Annotated in this window: 16 protein-coding genes; 5 read left to right on the plus strand and 11 right to left on the minus strand. The window is 64.4% G+C overall.

From position 1 onward, the window contains the following. Window positions 1–35 precede the first annotated feature (35 nt). The 11 genes from PSH80_RS02720 to cbiE form a co-directional block, all read right to left on the minus strand. A complete protein-coding gene (locus tag PSH80_RS02720) occupies window positions 36–1,046 on the minus strand; it encodes an iron ABC transporter permease (protein WP_057958193.1) in 1,011 nt (336 codons plus the stop codon). Further along, window positions 1,043–1,990: an ABC transporter substrate-binding protein gene (locus PSH80_RS02725; RefSeq protein WP_170044487.1), complete on the minus strand. Its 948-nt coding sequence runs from the start codon at window positions 1,988–1,990 to the stop codon at window positions 1,043–1,045. Before PSH80_RS02725 ends, PSH80_RS02720 begins: the two co-directional genes overlap by 4 nt. Beyond that, a complete protein-coding gene (locus PSH80_RS02730) occupies window positions 1,987–2,775 on the minus strand; it encodes an ABC transporter ATP-binding protein (protein ID WP_057437525.1) in 789 nt (262 codons plus the stop codon). The genes PSH80_RS02725 and PSH80_RS02730 overlap by 4 nt, the downstream gene beginning before the upstream one ends. Before the next feature lie 37 nt (window positions 2,776–2,812). Then, window positions 2,813–4,921 (minus strand): TonB-dependent siderophore receptor, encoded by a 2,109-nt coding sequence (locus PSH80_RS02735; RefSeq protein ID WP_057958195.1) that lies wholly within the window; start codon window positions 4,919–4,921, stop codon window positions 2,813–2,815. 153 nt (window positions 4,922–5,074) lie between these two features. Further along, complete coding sequence (locus PSH80_RS02740) at window positions 5,075–6,457, minus strand: PepSY domain-containing protein (protein ID WP_057958196.1); 1,383 nt, start codon at window positions 6,455–6,457, stop codon at window positions 5,075–5,077. Window positions 6,458–6,561: 104 nt separating this feature from the next. Next, window positions 6,562–8,637 carry a TonB-dependent copper receptor gene (locus PSH80_RS02745; protein WP_200659400.1) on the minus strand — a complete coding sequence of 692 codons (2,076 nt, stop codon included), beginning with the start codon at window positions 8,635–8,637 and terminating at the stop codon, window positions 6,562–6,564. 93 nt (window positions 8,638–8,730) lie between these two features. Then, window positions 8,731–9,153 (minus strand): DUF2946 domain-containing protein, encoded by a 423-nt coding sequence (locus tag PSH80_RS02750; RefSeq protein ID WP_128593122.1) that lies wholly within the window; start codon window positions 9,151–9,153, stop codon window positions 8,731–8,733. A gap of 19 nt (window positions 9,154–9,172) precedes the next feature. Then, window positions 9,173–9,655, minus strand: coding sequence for a copper chaperone PCu(A)C (locus PSH80_RS02755; protein ID WP_057958199.1), 483 nt, complete (start codon window positions 9,653–9,655; stop codon window positions 9,173–9,175). Window positions 9,656–9,700: 45 nt separating this feature from the next. Further along, complete coding sequence (locus tag PSH80_RS02760) at window positions 9,701–10,096, minus strand: DUF2946 domain-containing protein (RefSeq protein ID WP_057437532.1); 396 nt, start codon at window positions 10,094–10,096, stop codon at window positions 9,701–9,703. A 272-nt stretch (window positions 10,097–10,368) separates the two neighbouring features. Beyond that, complete coding sequence (locus tag PSH80_RS02765; RefSeq protein ID WP_169989292.1) at window positions 10,369–11,079, minus strand: cobalt-precorrin-6A reductase; 711 nt, start codon at window positions 11,077–11,079, stop codon at window positions 10,369–10,371. Further along, window positions 11,076–12,281, minus strand: coding sequence for a precorrin-6y C5,15-methyltransferase (decarboxylating) subunit CbiE (gene cbiE / locus PSH80_RS02770; protein WP_305419103.1), 1,206 nt, complete (start codon window positions 12,279–12,281; stop codon window positions 11,076–11,078). The genes PSH80_RS02765 and cbiE overlap by 4 nt, the downstream gene beginning before the upstream one ends. 111 nt (window positions 12,282–12,392) lie before the next feature. On the opposite strand from cbiE, the gene cobG reads away from it, so the two are divergent. The 5 genes from cobG (at window position 12,393) to PSH80_RS02795 (ending at window position 17,759) form a co-directional block, all read left to right on the plus strand. Continuing rightward, window positions 12,393–13,691 carry a precorrin-3B synthase gene (gene cobG, locus PSH80_RS02775; RefSeq protein ID WP_305420532.1) on the plus strand — a complete coding sequence of 433 codons (1,299 nt, stop codon included), beginning with the start codon at window positions 12,393–12,395 and terminating at the stop codon, window positions 13,689–13,691. Continuing rightward, on the plus strand, window positions 13,684–14,310 hold the full coding sequence (locus tag PSH80_RS02780; RefSeq protein ID WP_057437540.1) for a precorrin-8X methylmutase: 627 nt from the start codon (window positions 13,684–13,686) through the stop codon (window positions 14,308–14,310). Before cobG ends, PSH80_RS02780 begins: the two co-directional genes overlap by 8 nt. Continuing rightward, window positions 14,307–15,041 carry a precorrin-2 C(20)-methyltransferase gene (locus tag PSH80_RS02785; RefSeq protein WP_370693715.1) on the plus strand — a complete coding sequence of 245 codons (735 nt, stop codon included), beginning with the start codon at window positions 14,307–14,309 and terminating at the stop codon, window positions 15,039–15,041. Before PSH80_RS02780 ends, PSH80_RS02785 begins: the two co-directional genes overlap by 4 nt. Next, window positions 15,041–16,678: a precorrin-3B C(17)-methyltransferase gene (gene cobJ, locus PSH80_RS02790; protein ID WP_305419108.1), complete on the plus strand. Its 1,638-nt coding sequence runs from the start codon at window positions 15,041–15,043 to the stop codon at window positions 16,676–16,678. Before PSH80_RS02785 ends, cobJ begins: the two co-directional genes overlap by 1 nt. Window positions 16,679–16,976: 298 nt before the next feature. After that, a complete protein-coding gene (locus tag PSH80_RS02795) occupies window positions 16,977–17,759 on the plus strand; it encodes a hypothetical protein (RefSeq protein ID WP_057958206.1) in 783 nt (260 codons plus the stop codon). Window positions 17,760–17,763: the final 4 nt, after the last annotated feature.

The raw sequence follows: 17,763 nt of genomic DNA on the forward strand, positions 1-17,763 counted from the left end.
CCGATACGCCGCCGGTCGATGAGTGTTGAGGAGGCCTAGCGCCTGCGCATCAGGCCAATAAAAAACAGCCCGCCAATCGCCGCCGTGGCTACGCCTATCGGCAGGTCTTCGGGGGCGATCAGGGTGCGCGCGGCGACGTCCACCCAGACCAGGAACAGGCTGCCCACCAGCACGCACACCGGCAATAAGCGCCGGTGCTCGGCGCCCACCAGGCGCCGGGCGATATGCGGCACCATCAGCCCGACAAAGCCGATAGAGCCGCTGATCGACACCAGTACGCCGGTCATCAGCGAGGCAATCAAAAACACCCGCAGCCGTACCGTGCGGGCATTCAGGCCCAGGGTCACGGCGGTCTGCTCGCCGGCCATCAGCGCGTTCAGTGGGCGGGCCATGCCCAGCAGCAACAGCAGGCCCAACAGCACGGTGGCGCTGGGAATCGCCAGCAGTTCCCAGCGTGCCAGGCCGAGGCCGCCGAGCATCCAGAACATCACCGCCGACGCGGCACGATGGTCGCCCATGAACAGCAGCAGATTGGCTGCCGCCATCATCACAAACGACACCGCCACGCCGCACAGCAACAGGCGATCACTCTCCAGCCGGCCGTTGCGACTGGCTACCGCCAGCACCACCAGCATGCTCAGCAAGGCGCCGATAAAGGCGGCGATGGGCAGGGTCAGCAGGCCGATGATCTGGCCGACATGCAGCACCACAATCACCGCGCCCAGGGTGGCGCCCGAGGTCACGCCCAGCAGGTGCGGGTCGGCCAGCGGGTTGCGGGTGACTGCCTGCAAGACCGCGCCGATCAGCGCCAGGCCGGCGCCCACCAGTGCCCCGAGCACCATGCGCGGCACGCGGATCAGCCAGACGATATGCTCCTGGCCCACCGACCAATCCACTTCGCCGATTCCCAGGGCCTTGTGCAACAGAATCCGCCACACCACGTCCACCGGCACCCGCGCCGAGCCGAAGCCCAGCGAGACCACACAGGACACCAGCAGCACCGCACCCAGGGCGGCGAGCAGCAGGGCATAGCGGCGCTCGATCATTGGCCGTGGAACCCCTTGGCCAGGGTTTCCACCGCCAGCACATTGTCGATGCCCGGCGTGGCCTGCACGTAGGGGATCACGATAAAGCGCCGCTGCTTGATCGCATCCACCGATTGCAGGGCCCGGTTATCCAACAGGAACTGGATTTTCTGCTCGGCAGTGATTTCGCTGTAGTCGACGATCACGATCACCTGGGGGTTACGCTCGACGACGGTCTCCCAGTTGACCCGGGTCCAGCTGGCATCCACATCGTCGAGGATATTGCGCCCGCCGGCGGCCGCGATCAGCGCCTGGGGCATGCCCAGGCGGCCGGAGGTCATGGCGCGGTCTTCGCCGCTGTCGTAGAGAAATACCCGTGGCTGTTCGGCGGGCAGGGTTTTCTGCACGGCGCCGACCTGGGCCTGCATCCGGGCGATCAGGGCATTGGCGCGGTCCTGCACGTCGAAGATCCGGCCCAGGTTGCGCAGGTCGTTATAGGTGTCGTCCAGGGTCGCAGCCGGGCGCTTCATCACGAATGCGCACGACTCGGTCAATTCCAGCACGTTGATGCCCAACGGTTGCAGGGTTTGCGGGGTGAGGTCGCCACCGACGCGCATGCCGTAGTCCCAGCCGGCGAAGAAGAAATCCACGTTGGCATTGAGCAGGGTTTCCACCGACGGATACTTGGCCGCCAGCTCCGGCAGGCCGTCGAGAAGGGTGGCCATTTGCGGGGTCACCGCCTTCCAGCCGGTCACGCCGCTGTAGCCGACCATGCGCGACTTGAGGCCCAGGGCGAGCATCATCTGGGTCATGTTGATGTCGTGGCTGACCGCGTGTTCAGGGGCTTGATTGAAGGTTACCTCGCGGTTGCAGCTCTGGATCTTCAACGGGTAGCGGGTGGCTTCGGCAAAGGCCTGGGTTGCACCGCACAGCAGGGTAAGGCACAGCAGGGAACGCAGGATCATGGTTGGGTTATCCAGGTGATTCGTGGGTAGCCGGACAAAGGGTGGGTGTCGATCAAGGCATCAACCCCGAACACCTCACGCAGCAGCTCGACGGTCAGTACTTGGTGGGGCGTGCCGCTGGCGACGATGCGGCCATGGTTGATCACGTACAGGCGATCACAAAAGGCCGCGGCCAGGTTCAGGTCGTGGATGCTGGCCAGGGTGCCGATCTGCAGGCGCTTGACCAGCTTGAGCAGCTCCAGCTGGTAGCGCGGGTCAAGGTGGTTGGTCGGCTCGTCGAGGATCAGCAGTTGCGGTTGCTGGGCCAGGGCGCGGGCGAGGATCACGCGCTGCTTTTCACCGCCGGACAGGGTGGCGAAGGCATGGTCTTCAAAGCCCAGCAGGCCGACGGACTCGAGGGCCTGTTGAATCAATTGGCGGTCGTGCAGGGTATCGCTGTCGAACAGCCCTTTGTGCGGAGTGCGGCCCATGGCGACCACTTCATCGACCCGCAGGCCGAAGGCATCGGGGAATTCCTGCAGCACCACGGCGATGCGCTGGGCGCACCAGCGCGAGGATTGCTTCCACACGTTCTGGTGATCGAGGTGCACTTCGCCCTGCTCGGGTTTGCTGAAGCGGTAGGCGCAGCGCAACAGGCTGGTCTTGCCGCTGCCATTGGGCCCGATCAACCCGACAAACTCCCCGGCACCCACCTGCAGGCTGGCATCACGCAGATGGAACTGGTGATGGCAGTGGCCATGCCCCAGGGGGGACCAGGCGAGGTGGTGAAGGTTGAGTGTGGGCATCAAATATCTCAAGTCAAACAGCGATCCGGGGTGGGGGTCAGAAGGTGTAGTCCGCCGTCACGAAGAACGAGCGCGGCTCCCCCAGAATCCATTGCTGGCCGTCATTGTATTGGCTTACGGCATAGGTGCGGTCGAACAGGTTATTCAATTGCAGGCCCAATGTCGTGTTGCGCAGGGCTTTCCACGAAACAGTGGCGTCGACCACGGTGTAGCTGGGCAGCTCATTGCGGTTGGCCATGTCGGCGTAACGCGCATCCACATAACGCACGCCGGCCCCGGCACGGATGTCGTCGGTCACGGCCTTGCTGAGCCACAGGTTGGCGGTGCGGCGCGGCACGTCCACCGGGCGATTGCCGTCGCGCGAAACCTGCACGCCGCCGACGTCCTGCTGGAAGTCGTCGTACTGCGCCCGCACGATGGCCGCATTGGCCTGCAGTTGCCAGGCGTGGGGCAGTTGCAGGTCGAGGCTGGCCTCCAGGCCGTCGGAGGATTGCTGGCCCACCTGCTGTTTGAACTGCGGGTTGCCCGGTACATCGGTCAGCAGTTTCTTTTTGACGATATGGTAGGCCGCCAGGGTCCACTCGCCGCGCTGGTCCCAGAAGGCTTGCTTGATGCCGATTTCCGTCTGTTTGGCGGTGGACAGGTCGAACGCCTGTTGGCTTGAACTCAGGGAGATCAGGCCGCCGACCCCATCGGTGCTGGTGGCGTACTGGCCGTAGACCGAGGTGTCCGGGGTGAGGGTAAACACCAGGCCGGCCTTCCAGTTGTTGCCGGTGAGGGTCTTGTCGTTGCGTTCACCGCTGCGCAGTTCATCGCGGTCCAGGTGCACGTAGTCGCGACGGATGCCGGTGATCAGCGAGAGCCGGTCAGTCAGTTGCAGGCGGTTTTCCGCAAAGCCCGCGAACTGCTTGGTGGTGGTGGCGAACAGCGGCAGGAACGGGGTGGCACTTTCAAACGGTGCTTGGGCCGGGTGTTTCAGGTCAATGGGCTGGCCGTCGGTCACTGCATCCGTAAACGGATAGTTGCTGGCCAGGCGGAAGCGGATGCGGTTGTATTCCACGCCGGTCACGGTCTGGCTGTCGAGGCCAAACAGGGTGTGTTTGAAGGTAAAGGTCTGGCGGTCGCCGACCTGTTCCTGGTTGTGCTTGATGCCGTAGAAGCCGCTGCGGGTCAGTTGCCCGGCACTGAAATTGTAGTTCTCGGCGTTCTGCCAGCGGCGCTGGGCCTTGAGGTAGTACAGCTCGTTGCGCGCGCTGACGCTGTCGTTGATCTGCCACTCGCTGCTCAGGCGGGTCCACTGGTCGTTGTAATGCTGGGTGTCGTTGCTGACGTTGTAGTTCTTGTCACGCAGGCCCTTGTGCAAGTGGCCGTTGAGCAGTGGTGTGCCGAAGTAGTTCTGCGGGCGCTGGTCGCCGTAGTCGTGGGCCAGGGTGAAGCTCAGGTTGTCGGCAGCCTGCCAGCGCAGGGCGCCGCTGGCAAAATCGCTGGCCGAGTCGCCACGGTCGATAAAACCATGGCTGCGCAGGCGATTGAGGTTCAGGCGATAGCTCAGGGTGTCGGTCAGCGAGCCGCCACTGTCCAGGGCCTGTTGCTGGCGATCATAGGAACCGTAGCCGAGACGGATGTGGTTTTCGATCTCGCCCTCAAAGGGCTTTTTCGCGACGGTATTGACCACCGCGCCGGTGGCACCTTCGCCATACAGCACCGATGCCGGGCCGCGCAGCACGTCCACGCGCTCGACGGCCCAGGTGTCGACCGGAAAGGTCGAGGTGCCCATGCCGTTGTAGAGGCGGTTGCCGTCATACAGTTGCATCACTGAGCCCTGGCCGGCAAAACCCCGAGCCTGCAGCGAGGTACCGCCGTCGCCCGGGGTGCCGGTGCGGCTGATGCCGGTGGCGCGGGAGATGGCGTCCTGCACACTGGCATCAGCGCGTTCACGGATCTGCTCGCCGGTCTGGCTTTCGACACTGCCGGGGGTTTGCAGGGCACTGAGGCCCAGGCGCGAACCGGCGGTGGTCGGGGTGTTGAGGTCGACCGGTGCGCTGTCCACCGCCGGGGCGGTCACGGGGCTGACGGGCAGGGTCAGTGCCTGGGCACTGTTGTGCAAGGCAAGCAGGCACAGGCCGCTGGCAAGGTACTTGTTCATCGGGCGGCAGATCGCTTCTTCGAGACGGTACTCGCCGCTGGGCGCGGCGAGTGGGGACAGTGCAATAAGTGTTATAAGTTAACACTTCTTACGTGGAGGATGAAAGCCCGCGTAAGACTACATAACGCCTCTATGTAGGGCATCTCGCCTACCTCATGCAGAAGATGAGGCCGATTCACGTTGCTTGAACAGGCGTGACAAGACCAGCCGATCCAATACCCAGACCACGATCAGCGAGGCGCCGACCAGCGGGAAAACAATCGCCAGGGCGAGCATGATCACCATCGCGGTTTTCCACTTCGGCAGGTCATGGCGCAACGGCGGAACCCCCAGGCCACCCTGTGGCCGGCGCTTCCACCAGATCACCAGGCCGCTGACCGAACTCAGCAGAATCATCAGGCACACCAGCAGCACAATGATCTGGTTGACCACGCCGAACATCTTGCCCTCGTGCAGCATCACCCCGGACTCGGTGACCCGCGCTACGGTGTTGTAGTGCTCCCAGCGCACATCGGCCAGGACCTTGCCGGTGTATTGGTCGACATGCAGGGTCGCATCATTGCGCGGGTCGTTGGCGAACACCGCGAGGGTGAACACGCCCGTGGCTGTGGTCGGGAACGTGATGCTGTAGCCCGGCTCGACCTGGCGTGCGGTGGCCAGGTCCACCAGCTGCTGCAGGCTGATTGTCGGGGCGGCAGGACCGTGGTGCATGCCGCCGTGCTGCATGTGCTCGGCATGCTCGCCGGACATCGGCATGGGGGTGTTTTCCATGGCCCAGGGCACGGTCTGTTGCGTGGCGGTATTGAGGCTGCGGGCTTGCTGGTCGGATTGCGGCACGTCGTTCCACATGGCGGCCGGGAAGCGGTTCCAAAGGTCGGCGTATTGCTTGCCCCAGAAGCCGGTCCAGGTCAGGCCGCTGAGGATCATCAGCAGCAGGAACGCCGCGCCCCAAAACCCGGTGACCGCGTGCAGGTCGCGCCAGAACAGGCGCCCGCGACTGCCCAGGCGTGGCCACAGGATCCCGGCGGCCGATCGGCCGCGCGGCCACCACAGGTACAGGCCGGACACCACCAGCATCACACCCCAGCCCGCCGCGAGTTCGATCAGGCGGTCGCCAGTGGTGCCGATCATCAACTCGCCATGCAGGGCACGCACGATGGCTTGCAGGTTGTAGGTCGCGTCCTGCTCCCCGAGCACGTTGCCGCGATAGGGGTCGACGAACACTGTCAGTTCGTGGCCGGCGTTGTGCAGGACAAATTGCGCGCTGCTGCTGGCGTCCACAGGTGGCAGGTATTTGCTGAGGGCGGCTTGGGGGTAGGCGGCCTTGGCGCGCTGCAATTGCTCGTCGGCGCTGAGGACATGCGCGGCGGGCTCGACCTTGAGCAGGTCGCCATACATCAACGGGTCCAGCTGGGGTTTGAACAGGTAGATGATGCCGGTCACTGCCAGCAACACCATGAAGGGCGCGACAAACAGCCCGGCGTAGAAATGCCAGCGCCAGGCCAGGTTGTAGAAGGAAATCTTTGGCGGGTTCATCAGGGTGCTCCGCAAGGTTTTTTATTTATAGGTAGGTCTGGAGGTACGGGCCTGTGTAGGAGCGAGCGAGCCCGCTCCCACACAAAGCCACCTCCCACTAGCTGTTAGAAGCTCATATCCACCTTGGTCCAGAGCGTGCGCCCTGGTTCATTGATGGCTTGCGGGTCGTTGGCCGGGTAGCCGAACCCGGCGTTGCCGGCCAGGTTCAAGTGTTCGGCGTAGGCCTTGCCAAACAGGTTGTCGACGCCGGTGCTGACCTTGAAGTTCTTGTTGATGCGGTACGCCGCATTGAGGGAGAACACGCCAAAGCCACCGCTCTTGGCGAAGTCCTTGCCGACCACGTTGCCCTTGTTCTGGTCGATGCGGTTTTGTGCCGCCACCACGCGCCACAAGGCGCCGGCGCTCCAGTCGTCTTCGCTGTAGGTCAGGCCGAAGCGCGCGTCCAATGGCGGCATTTGTGGCAGGGCCTTGCCGTCACTGCTGTTTTTGCCCCAGGCGTAGGCCAGGGTGGCATCGGCTTTCCAGTTGGACGTCAGCTTGTAGGCTGCGCCCAATTCACCGCCCATGATCCGCGCGTCGATGTTCTGCGCCTGGGAGGTCATGCCCATCATCCCCGGGGTGTAGTTGAACAGGATGTAGTCGCGCACCTGGCCGACATACCCGGAGGCCCAGGCTTCCAAGTCAGCGGTTTTGTATTGCAGGCCGAAGTCCAGTTGGGTGGTTTTCTCAGGCTTGACTGCATCAAAGGCATTCAGCGAACCCGCTGGGCCCTTGCCGGGGGAGAACAGCTCCCAGTAGTCCGGGAAGCGTTCGGCGTGGCCGAGGCCGGCGTAGAGGGTCGTCGGGCTGTCGGCCAAGTCATGTTCATAACGTACGAAACCGGACGGCAGAGTGTCGGCGCGGGTATCGCCGGCGGTCGGGTTGGCGCGGCTCATCATGCCGCTGCCGGTGCGCTGGCGGTAATCGTTGGCCGAGGCGCGATCCAGGCGGGCGCCAGTGATCAGCCGGTCATTGTCGGCGGCGTACCAGGTCAACTCGCCAAACACCCCGTAGTTATGGAAGTCGGCGTCCTTGTTGCGCGGCAGGTTCTTGTAGGTGTCGACCCCGGCGCTGCTGCGCTGGCGATGTTCGTTGGTCTGTGCGTCGATACCGCTGATCAGTTGCACATCGGCCCAGCGCCAGGTGGCCTTGATCCGCGCGCCGAGGGTACGGCGGTCGACGTTGGAAGCCATGGGCCCGGCCATCATCCCGGTGCCCGACGGCGTGCGCAGGCTGTAGTTGTCCATCACGTGGTCGGCGTAGTTGTAGTAGACCTGTGCTTCGACCTTGTCCAGCACCTCGCCGATGTTGGATTTCTCGAAACGCAGGCCGAGGCTTTCGCGCAGGAACTGCGAGCCGTCCATGCCGCGCCCGGCGTAACGCGCTTCGCCATCGCCACGGCCGGCGGTGAGCTCCAGCAGGGTGTCGGCGTCCGGGGTCCAGCCGAGGGCGACGTCGCCGTTCCATTTGTCGTAGCGCGAGGCGACGGTGTCGTTGTTGCCGTCCTTGTAATCGTCGGAGTGAGCCTGGTTGCCGATCACGCGGATGTAGCCCAGTGAACCGCCGGCGGCGGCATCCACGACTTTGTCGAAGCGACCGTTGGAGCCGGCGAGGATGCTCGCATTGACTCGGGTGCCCAACTCGCCGAACTGCTCCGGCTCACGGTCGAACAGCACCGTACCGGCCGAGGCGCCCGGGCCCCAGAGCACGGTTTGCGGGCCTTTGATCACGGTCAGCTTGTCGTAGGTTTCCGGCGAGATATAGGAGGTGGGTGCGTCCATGCGGCCAGGGCAGGCGCCGAGCATCATGCTGCCGTTGGTGAGGATATTCAGGCGCGAGCCGAACATGCCGCGCAGCACCGGGTCGCCATTGGTGCCGCCATTGCGCACCAGGGCAAAGCCGGGGATGGTCTTGAGGTAGTCACCGCCATCACTGGCCGGCACTGGCTGGCGCGGGTCCTTGGGGTTGGTGACGATGGTCAGGGGGGAGCTGGGGGCGACGCCGGTAATCACTGTCGGGCTCAGCTCATTGTGGTGCTCGGCGTGTTCGTCGGCATACGCCTGTGGCGCCAACAGTGCGCCGCACAAAACGGCGAGCACAGGGGTACGTCCCATACGGGTGTCAGCAGGAAACCTGGACATAAAAATTCCATCAATCAGTCGTAAACAACACGGCCAGCAGCCTGCGGCTGTCTGTGTGAAGGCGGCCGTGCGAAGTTGTGTGTTATTGGCGGTCTACGACTGGCTGGGCGGGGCGCGGCTGCGGGCGCCGGGGAAAATGCTCTGCCGGGCATGGCCCAGGCGCGGTGCGGGGATCAGGCCAGTGGCCGGCGGCGGGCTGCCGAGGGCCACGAATGACACGCTGCCAGGCAGGGCCGGGCAACTGAACAACAGGCTGCAATAGCCGCATTTCTCCCACATCACGTGGTCGGCGGCGGGGGCCTTGGTGTGCTCGGCCGGGTGCTGGGGCGCGGCATGGCAGGTGTCGTCCATGGACATCTGCATGGACATGCCGGCGTGATGATCCATCGGCATCGCTTGGGAAATCAGCGGTCCGATAAAGATCATCAGCATGGCGAACAGGCTGATCCAACTGCCGCCCGCCAACCTCAAAGGCTGGCGGCGGCGCGTGGTCGACCTGTTGGCGCGAGCACCCATGGGGAGCGGCCTGGGCTGGTTAATGGGCGTGCTTGTGCCCGTGCTCGGCCATCGGCGGTACTTTTTGCACCGAGACTTGCACTTTTACCGGCCCGGCCTTTTCGAAGTTCAAGGTCAGCGGGAAGTGCTGGCCGTCGCGCAACTGGCTGCGATCTTTAAGATCCAGGAGCATCACGTGATAGGCCATCGGCGCAAAGGTCAGCTCGCCCTTGGACGGCACGGCCACGCTGGGCACCTGCTGCATCTTCATCAGGTCGCCGTGCATCACATGCTCGTGCAGCTCGGCCTTGGCCGCCACTGGGGTGTCGACACTGAGCAAGCGGTCCGGGGCTTCACCCTGGTTATGGATCACAAAGTAGGCGGCTACCGTCGGCGCATTGGGCGGCAATTCCTGTGACCAGGGGTCGCTCACCAGCAGGTCGCCGGCCTTGTAGTCATCGGCATTGGCAGCACTGAACACAGGCAGCAGCAAGGCCGCCAGAAGCAGGGAAGATTTGAGCATGGCAGTTCTCCAGAACGATTCAAACGCAGTTCAATTGCGAAGTGATCAAACGGTAGGAGAGGCGCGGGGGCTGAGGCTCGGCCATTGCTGGCGCGGAGTCGGGGCTTGCAGGGCAGGCGATGGCAGGCCAGGCGCCGGGTCGATTCGTGTGAGATACAACTGCGGCACATGCCCCGGCAGCGCCACCAACGGCGCCGAGCCCGAACAGCACCAGCAATGCTGCATGCTGGAATGTTCGTCCTGCTGCGGCGCCGGTATATCCAGCGTGCCCAGGGACATCGCCACCAGCTTGCTGCCATTGGACGAACAGAAACTGCCCCACAGCAATTGCTCGGCAGGGCTTTTACCCTGTTGCATTGCCCCGGCCAATGGCATGGCAAACGCATTGAACAGCACTGCAAGGCAGGCGATCCAGGCAAATGCAAAGCGTTGACGGGCCATGGCGGACAATCCGTAGGGTTAAGCGATCAGGTGGGTATTTAGCCTGATCGGGGGGCATAAGTAAAAGTTGCTGGTGTGGTTTGGTGTCGCAGTGATGTCAGTGGCTGTGCTTATCATGATAGACGCGAACGCAGGATTACCAATCGCGAAAACACCGCAGTCCTAAATGTGGGAGCGGGCTTGCCCGCGATTGGGGTATGTCAGGATCAAATATGCTGACTGATACACCGCTATCGCGGGCAAGCCCGCTCCCACATTTGAGCCGTGTTGTTCTATAAAGCCTGCAGTATCGAGTCGACCGTCAAAAACTCCCGATCCACCCCCGCCAACACCGGCCGCTGCAAAACCACCACCGGTATGCCGCGCTCGCGGGCCACTTCCAGCTTGGGTTCGGTGGCGCTGCTGCCGCTGTTCTTGCTGATCAGCACATCAATCCGCCGTCGTTCGAACAACGCCCGTTCATCCTCGATCAAAAACGGCCCACGGGCGCCGATTACTTCGCAGCGTTCGTTGCCGGGGTAGACGTCCAGGGCGCGCAAGGTCCAGAACTGCCCGGCGGGGATTTCATCGAGGTGTTGCAGCGGTTCGCGGCCGAGGGTGAACAGTGGGCGCTGGAAGGGTTTCAACGCCTCGATCAGCCCGGCCCAGTCACTGACTTCACGCCAGTCATCACCCGGTTGTGGCTGCCAGGCGGGACGGCGCAGGGCCCAGCAGGGGATCGTGCACAAGCGCGCGGCCTGGGCGGCGTTGGCGCTGATTTGTGCGGCGTAGGGATGGCTGGCGTCCAGCAGCAGGTCGATGCCCTGTTCGCGAATAAACTGCGCCAGCCCTGCGGCGCCGCCATAACCACCGACGCGCACCTGGCACCTCAGGTCAGTGGGCACCCGGCCAATCCCGGCCAGGCTGTAGATATGCTGGGGCCCCAGGGTGCGGGCGATGGCCAGGGCTTCCGTCACGCCGCCCAGCAGCAGGATGCGTTTCATAGCGGCTTGAGCACTTCAAGCAAGGTGATGGGCAGCGCCTGGCGCCAGGTATCGAAGTCGCCCAGGGGCTGGGCCTGGGCCAGGTGGATGCGGGTCAACTCGCCGCCGTGTTGCGCGCGCCAGGCCATCAGGGTCATTTCGCTTTGTAGGGTCACGGCATTGGCCACCAGCCGCCCACCGGGGCGCAGGTGTTGCCAGCAGGTGTCGAGCACGCCGACGCGGGTCACGCCGCCGCCGATGAAAATCGCATCAGGCGCTTCCAGCCCTGCCAGGGCCTGGGGCGCGCTGCCGCGAATCAATTGCAGGCCAGGCACGCCGAGGGCATCGCGGTTATGTTCGATCAGTTGCTGGCGGCCAGCGTCGGCTTCAATCGCCAGGGCGCGGCAGCTGGGATGGGCGCGCATCCACTCGATGCCGATGGAGCCGCTGCCGGCGCCGACGTCCCACAGCAATTCGCCAGGGGTGGGGGCGAGGCGCGCGAGGGTCATGGCTCGCACATCGCGCTTGGTCAGTTGGCCGTCATGCTTGAACGCTGAGTCCGGCAGGCCGGCCAGGCGCGACAGGCGTGGGGTGTTGGCGTCTGCGAGGCAGTCGATGGCGACCAGGTTCAGCGCGGCAATGGCTGGGTCTTGCCAGCTTTCGGCGTGGCCATCGATACGCCGTTCGGCCGCGCCACCGAGGTGTTCAAACACACTCAGGCGGCTCGGGCCAAACCCGCTGGCGCGCAGCAACGCGGCGATGGCCGTCGGGCTCTGGCCGTCGTTGCTCAACACCAGCAAGCGCACGCCGCTGGCCAGATGAGCATTGAGCGCGACCACCGGGCGGGCGACCACCGACAGTGTCACCACGTCCTGCAACGGCCAGCCCAGGCGCGCTGCTGCCAGTGACACCGACGAAGGCGCCGGCAGGATCAACAGCTCATCCGCCGCCACCTGCCGCGCCAGGCTGGCGCCGACGCCGTAGAACATCGGGTCGCCACTGGCCAGTACGCACACCGGTTCAAAGCGCCGTGCCAGCAGCGGCTCCAGGGAAAACGGGCTGGGCCACAGCTCGCGTTCGCCGCGGATGCACACCGGCAGCAAATCCAGCTGGCGCTGGCCGCCAATGATACGAGAGGCGCGCAACAGAGCATGCCGGGCATTCCTGCCCAGGCCCTTGAAGCCATCTTCACCAATGCCTACTACTGTCAGCCAGGGCGACATATTGATTCCTTGAACGACATCCGACGGGCAGGCTTTTCATGCTGCCGGACAAAGCAGGCATAATACCGCGCCTTTACCCGTGAACCGGTAGCCCCCGTGAAGCCACTTCCTCTGTCCGCCAGCAAACGTCCCTCGGGTTGTCCGGGGTTGCTGCGTATTGTCCAGGCATTGGATGGCGGGATTTGCCGGATCAAACTGGCCGGTGGGGTCATCACCGCCGCGCAGGCGCTGGCCGTGGCACACGCCGCGCAGAGCTACGCCGGCGGGGTGATCGAGGCGACCAACCGCGCCAACCTGCAGATCCGCGGCATTGGCCTGGAGCACGAGGGTTTGATCGCGCACCTGCTAGCCGCAGGCCTGGGCCCGACCACCGCTGCGGGCGATGATGTGCGCAATGTGATGCTCAGCCCCGGCGCGGGCATCGACCGCGACATGCTGCTGGACACCCGGCCCCTGGCGGAGCAGATCCTCGCCACCCTGCAAACCCATCCACGGTTCCATGAGTTGTCGGCCAAGTTCGCCGTGCAACTGGATGGCGGCGAGGCCCTGGCGATGCTCGAACATCATCACGACCTGTGGTTATCGGCTTACCCCACGCAGGGCCAGACCTTGTTGGCATTCGGCCTGGCCGGTTGCCCGGGGCGTGACAGGCCGCTGGGCGCCGTACCCCTGGAGCAAGGCCATGAGTTGGTCGTGGCGGTGTTGGAACTGTTTCTTGAGCTGGCCCGACCCGACCAGAACCGCATGCGCGACCTGCTGACACACACGTCTGTGGATAACTTCGTCGGGCGCTTGCGCCTGCCGTTACTGCCCGCCGATGGCTATCGTCGCCGCGCCAACCCGAGCAGTTTGCGCCTGGGCACTTATCCACAGCGCCAACCGCAGCAAGTCTACGTGGCGGCGGGCACGCCATTAGGACGCCTGGACTCGAGCATGCTGCGTGGTGCCGCGCAACTGGCCCTCGAACAGGGTGACGGCACATTGCGCTTCACCCCGTGGCAAGGCCTGCTGCTGCCCAACCTGGCGCCGGACGCCGCCGTGCGCGTGACGACGGGCCTGGCGCAATTGGGCTTCCTCTGTTCCGCCGACCAGGCCCTGGCGCGGCTGATTGCCTGCACCGGTTCCAGCGGCTGCGCCAAGGCCCTGGCCGACACCAAGGCCGACGCCCTGCACCTGGCCACGCTGCTCCAGGGCCATGGCCTTGATGTGCACCTGTCTGGCTGCCCACGCACCTGCGCTGCGGCACACATTGCCCCGGTCACCCTGCTGGCAGTGGGCACCGGGCACTACGACCTCTATTTTCGCGATGCAGGCCAGCCGGGTTTCGGCCGCCTGCACGCGCACAACCTTTCTATTGAAGCGGCGGGCGCCGTGTTGCGTGCCCGTCCACGGAGCAACACCGATGATTGATTACATCCGCGACGGTCAGGAGATCTATCGCAACTCCTTTGCGATCATTCGCGCAGAGGCCAAGCTGGATCGCATCCCGGCCGACCTGGAAAAACTCGCCGTGCGGGTGATTCACGCCTGCGGCATGGTCGAGGCTATCGACGGTTTGCAGTTTTCTGAAGGCGCAGGCAAAGCCGGCCGTGAGGCCCTGGCCGCCGGTGCGCCGATCCTGTGCGATGCGCGGATGGTCTCCGAAGGCGTGACCCGTGCGCGCCTGCCTGCCAATAACCCAGTGATCTGCACCTTGCGTGACGATAGCGTGCCGGAGCTGGCGCGGGAGCTGGGCAACACCCGTTCCGCTGCCGCCCTGGAATTGTGGCGCCCGCACCTGGCAGGCAGTGTGGTGGTGATCGGCAACGCGCCGACTGCGTTGTTCTATCTGTTGGAAATGCTCGACGCCGGCGCCCCCAAGCCGGCGCTGATCCTCGGTTTTCCGGTGGGTTTTGTCGGCGCCGCCGAGTCCAAGGCGATGCTCGCCGCAGACAGCCGTGGCGTGCCGTTTGTGATCATGCAAGGCCGCCTGGGCGGCAGTGCGATGGCCGCCGCAGCGGTCAACGCCCTGGCTACGGAGGTCGAATGATGCAGGCGCGTGGACGTTTGATCGGCCTGGGCGTCGGCCCCGGCGACCCGGAACTGATTACCCTCAAGGCCCTGCGCCTGCTGCGCGAATCGCCGGTGGTGGCGTACTTCGTCGCCAAGGGCAAGAAGGGCAATGCGTTCGGCATTATCGAAGAACACCTGGTGCCCCAGCAGACGCTGATGCCGCTGGTGTACCCGGTGACCACCGAAGCCTTGCCGGCGCCGCTGTCCTATGAACAGGTGATCAGCGATTTCTACGACGCGGCCAGTGTTGATGTGGCCGCGCATCTGGATGCCGGGCGCGATGTGGCGGTGATCTGCGAAGGCGACCCGTTCTTCTACGGCTCCTACATGTACCTGCATGACCGCCTCGCCGAGTGCTACGACGCCCAAGTCATCCCCGGCGTGTGCTCGATGCTCGGCGGTGCCTCGGTGCTGGGTGCGCCGTTGGTGTATCGCAACCAGAGCCTGTCGGTATTGTCCGGGGTGCTGCCCCACGACGAACTCAAACGCCGCCTGGCGGATGCCGATGCGGCGGTGATCATGAAGCTGGGACGCAACTTCACCAAGGTGCGCCAGGTGCTGGAGGAACTGGGGCTGGCCGGGCGTGCGCTGTATGTGGAACGCGCCACCATGGCCAACCAGAAAATCGTCGCGCTGGATCAGGTCGAACCCATGTCTTCGCCATATTTCTCGTTGATTATCGTGCCGGGCGAAAGGTGGCAAGGGTGATGACGCCGGCGATCGTCATTCTCGGCCAGGGCAGCCTCGCCACCGCGCGCAGCATCCAGCAGGTGTACCCCGGCGCCTTGATCCACGGCCTGGCCGGCCGGGTGGAAGGCGCCGACCAGGCCTACAGCGAATTTGGCGCGACCGTGCGCCAGTTGTATCAACAGGGCACGCCGATCATTGCCCTGTGCGCGGCCGGGATTGTGATCCGCACCTTGGCGGCGCTGTTGCTGGAGAAAGGCGAAGAGCCGGCGGTGCTGGCCGTCGCTGAAGACGGCAGTGCGGTGGTGCCGTTGCTCGGCGGCCTGGGCGGGGTGAATATCATGGCGCGGGAAATCGCGGCGGCCCTGGGGGTGGCGGCTGCGATTACCACCAGTGGTGAACTGCGCTTTGGCACCTGCCTGCTCAACCCGCCCCAGGGTTATCAGTTGGCGGACCTTGAGCTGGGCAAGCGTTTTGTCTCGGACTTGCTGGCCGGCGAACAGGTGCGCATTGAAGGCGCTGCGCCATGGCTGGAGCAGGCCAACCTGCCGCAGGACCAGCAGGCGCGCCTGAGCATTCATATCGGCAGTGCCGAGCGCGTGCCGGCGGCCAATGAGCTGCTGATCTATCCGAAAAACACTTGGGTCACCTGCCGCCCCGGCGTCGGCTTGGCCGCGCGGGTGCGCCAGGCGTTGCAGCAGGACGGCATCGCCGTGCAGTCCCTGGCGTGCCTGCTGGCCGATGACGCCGACATGGCCAGTGGCGAACTGCATGAGGCGGCGCTGGAACTGGGCGTGCCGCTGCGCTTTACGGCGCTGGCGGCAGGCCCCGATATCATCATCCACTCGGCCGCCGGGCCCGTGGACCTGGCGCAACTGGGCCGCCCCCGTGGCCGTCTCGCCGTGATCGGCCTGGGCCCCGGCGCAGCCGAGTTGATGGTGCCGGCTGTCAAGGCAGAACTGGCGCGCTGCACCGATGTGCTGGGTTACGAAACCTATGTGCGCATGGCCGGGCCGTTTCGCGCCGACCAGGTGCAGCACTGCACCGATAACCGCGAAGAGATGCAACGGGCACGGCATGCTTTCGAGCTGGCGGCCCAGGGGCGTTCGGTGGTGGTGGTGTCTTCCGGCGACCCAGGGGTGTTCGCCATGGCTGCGGCGGTGCTGGAGGCGCTGCACGAATCCAGCGACCCGGCCTGGCAGCGGGTCGAGCTGGAGATTTTGCCGGGGGTCTCGGCGTCCCTCGCCACCGCGGCCCAGGCGGGTGCGCCGTTGGGCCATGACTTCTGCGTGATGTCGCTGTCGGACAACCTCAAGCCTTGGTCCATCATCGAGAAACGCCTGGACCTGGCCTGCCAGGCCGACCTGGCTTTGGCGTTCTACAACCCCATCTCCCGTTCGCGCCCATGGCAATTGGGGCGTGCCCTGGAAATCGTCGCCCAGCACCGCCTCGCCGCCACGCCGGTAGTGCTGGGGCGCGATATCGGTCGCCCCGGGCAAACGCTGCGCACCACCACCCTGGGCCAACTGACCCCGGACCAGGTGGACATGCGCACCATGGTGCTGATCGGTTCGTCCACCACCTGCGCGTTCCCTCGGGTGGGCGGTGGTGAGTGGGTGTACACGCCACGCTGGTATGGCGAGAAACCGGCCTCCTGAAACGGCAGCGGCCCCGCAATGGGGCCGCTGATCTGTCAGAAAAGGCTAATCATTGATGACAGAAACCTCTGTGTTCTGCCGCGTCATTTCGCAATGCCATTAACGGTTCCTCTCTTTCAGTTGCAGAAAGTAAGCCTGCGATTATCAGGCGTCACCCCATCCCCAGTATTTACGCGGGGTGCAACAAACTCTGATTTTTCCTACGGTGAAATGACGCTCTCCGTACCCCCTGAAAAAAGTTCAATCACGCGACTAGTGTTTCTTGTAAGCCCATGTGGGTTTTTGTGGAGAAACAGTTATGGAGCGCAAACATAAACGAATCAATCTGGCTAAAAAGAACAAGCTGATCGCGGCGTACCGACTGCCGCTGAGCAGCCGGCCGGCGGGTTCGCCGGCGCCGATGCAGGCTGACGGCGACCTGAATGGCGCGGTGATCAATAACAGTGTGTTTTCGTTTGTCGCGGGCATGAGCCGCCTCAACAAGGAATACACCCGCAAGAGTTACCTGTTGGCCAGCAGCTACGTGAGTGATGTGCTGAAAGTGGGGCGCGGCACGCAGGCCTGGTACGACGAGTTCATCAAGGTCATGGGCAACCTGGGGTGGCTGCCGATACGCAGCAGTTTCGAGCGCGTCACCACCTCCGTGAAGGGGCTGAGCGTGCAGGTGGCGGCGCTGAATATCATCACCTCCACGGTGGCCTCGACATTTCTGTCAGGCTCCCTGGCGATGGTGCTGCCCAAGTTGGCGGCGGATGCTTTCGACGCCTTGAAACAGCTGTCGGCACCCTTTGATCTGTTCAAGCGCAACATCGTCAACCATGAGGGCGGCGACTTTGGCCTGGCGTCCTGTTCCGAGGTCGACGGTGAGGTGTTGATGGTGCTGGTGACCTACAGCGCCCAGGGCGTCAGCAAGAAAGTGGGGGTGCCGTTTTTTGAATGGGACAGCTCCACGGTCGAAGCCTACAGCGGCCAGACCTGCCTGATGCTCAACCCTGCCGTGGTCAACGACGCAACCCTCCAGCAGTTGCGTGAGAGTGCGGGCGACAAGGTCTTGCTGGCCATCGCCCAATACCGGATCTGACCGG

Origin of the sequence: Pseudomonas sp. FP818 (genome assembly GCF_030687335.1) — a bacterium.
In the GTDB taxonomy this organism is placed as follows: domain Bacteria; phylum Pseudomonadota; class Gammaproteobacteria; order Pseudomonadales; family Pseudomonadaceae; genus Aquipseudomonas; species Aquipseudomonas shahriarae.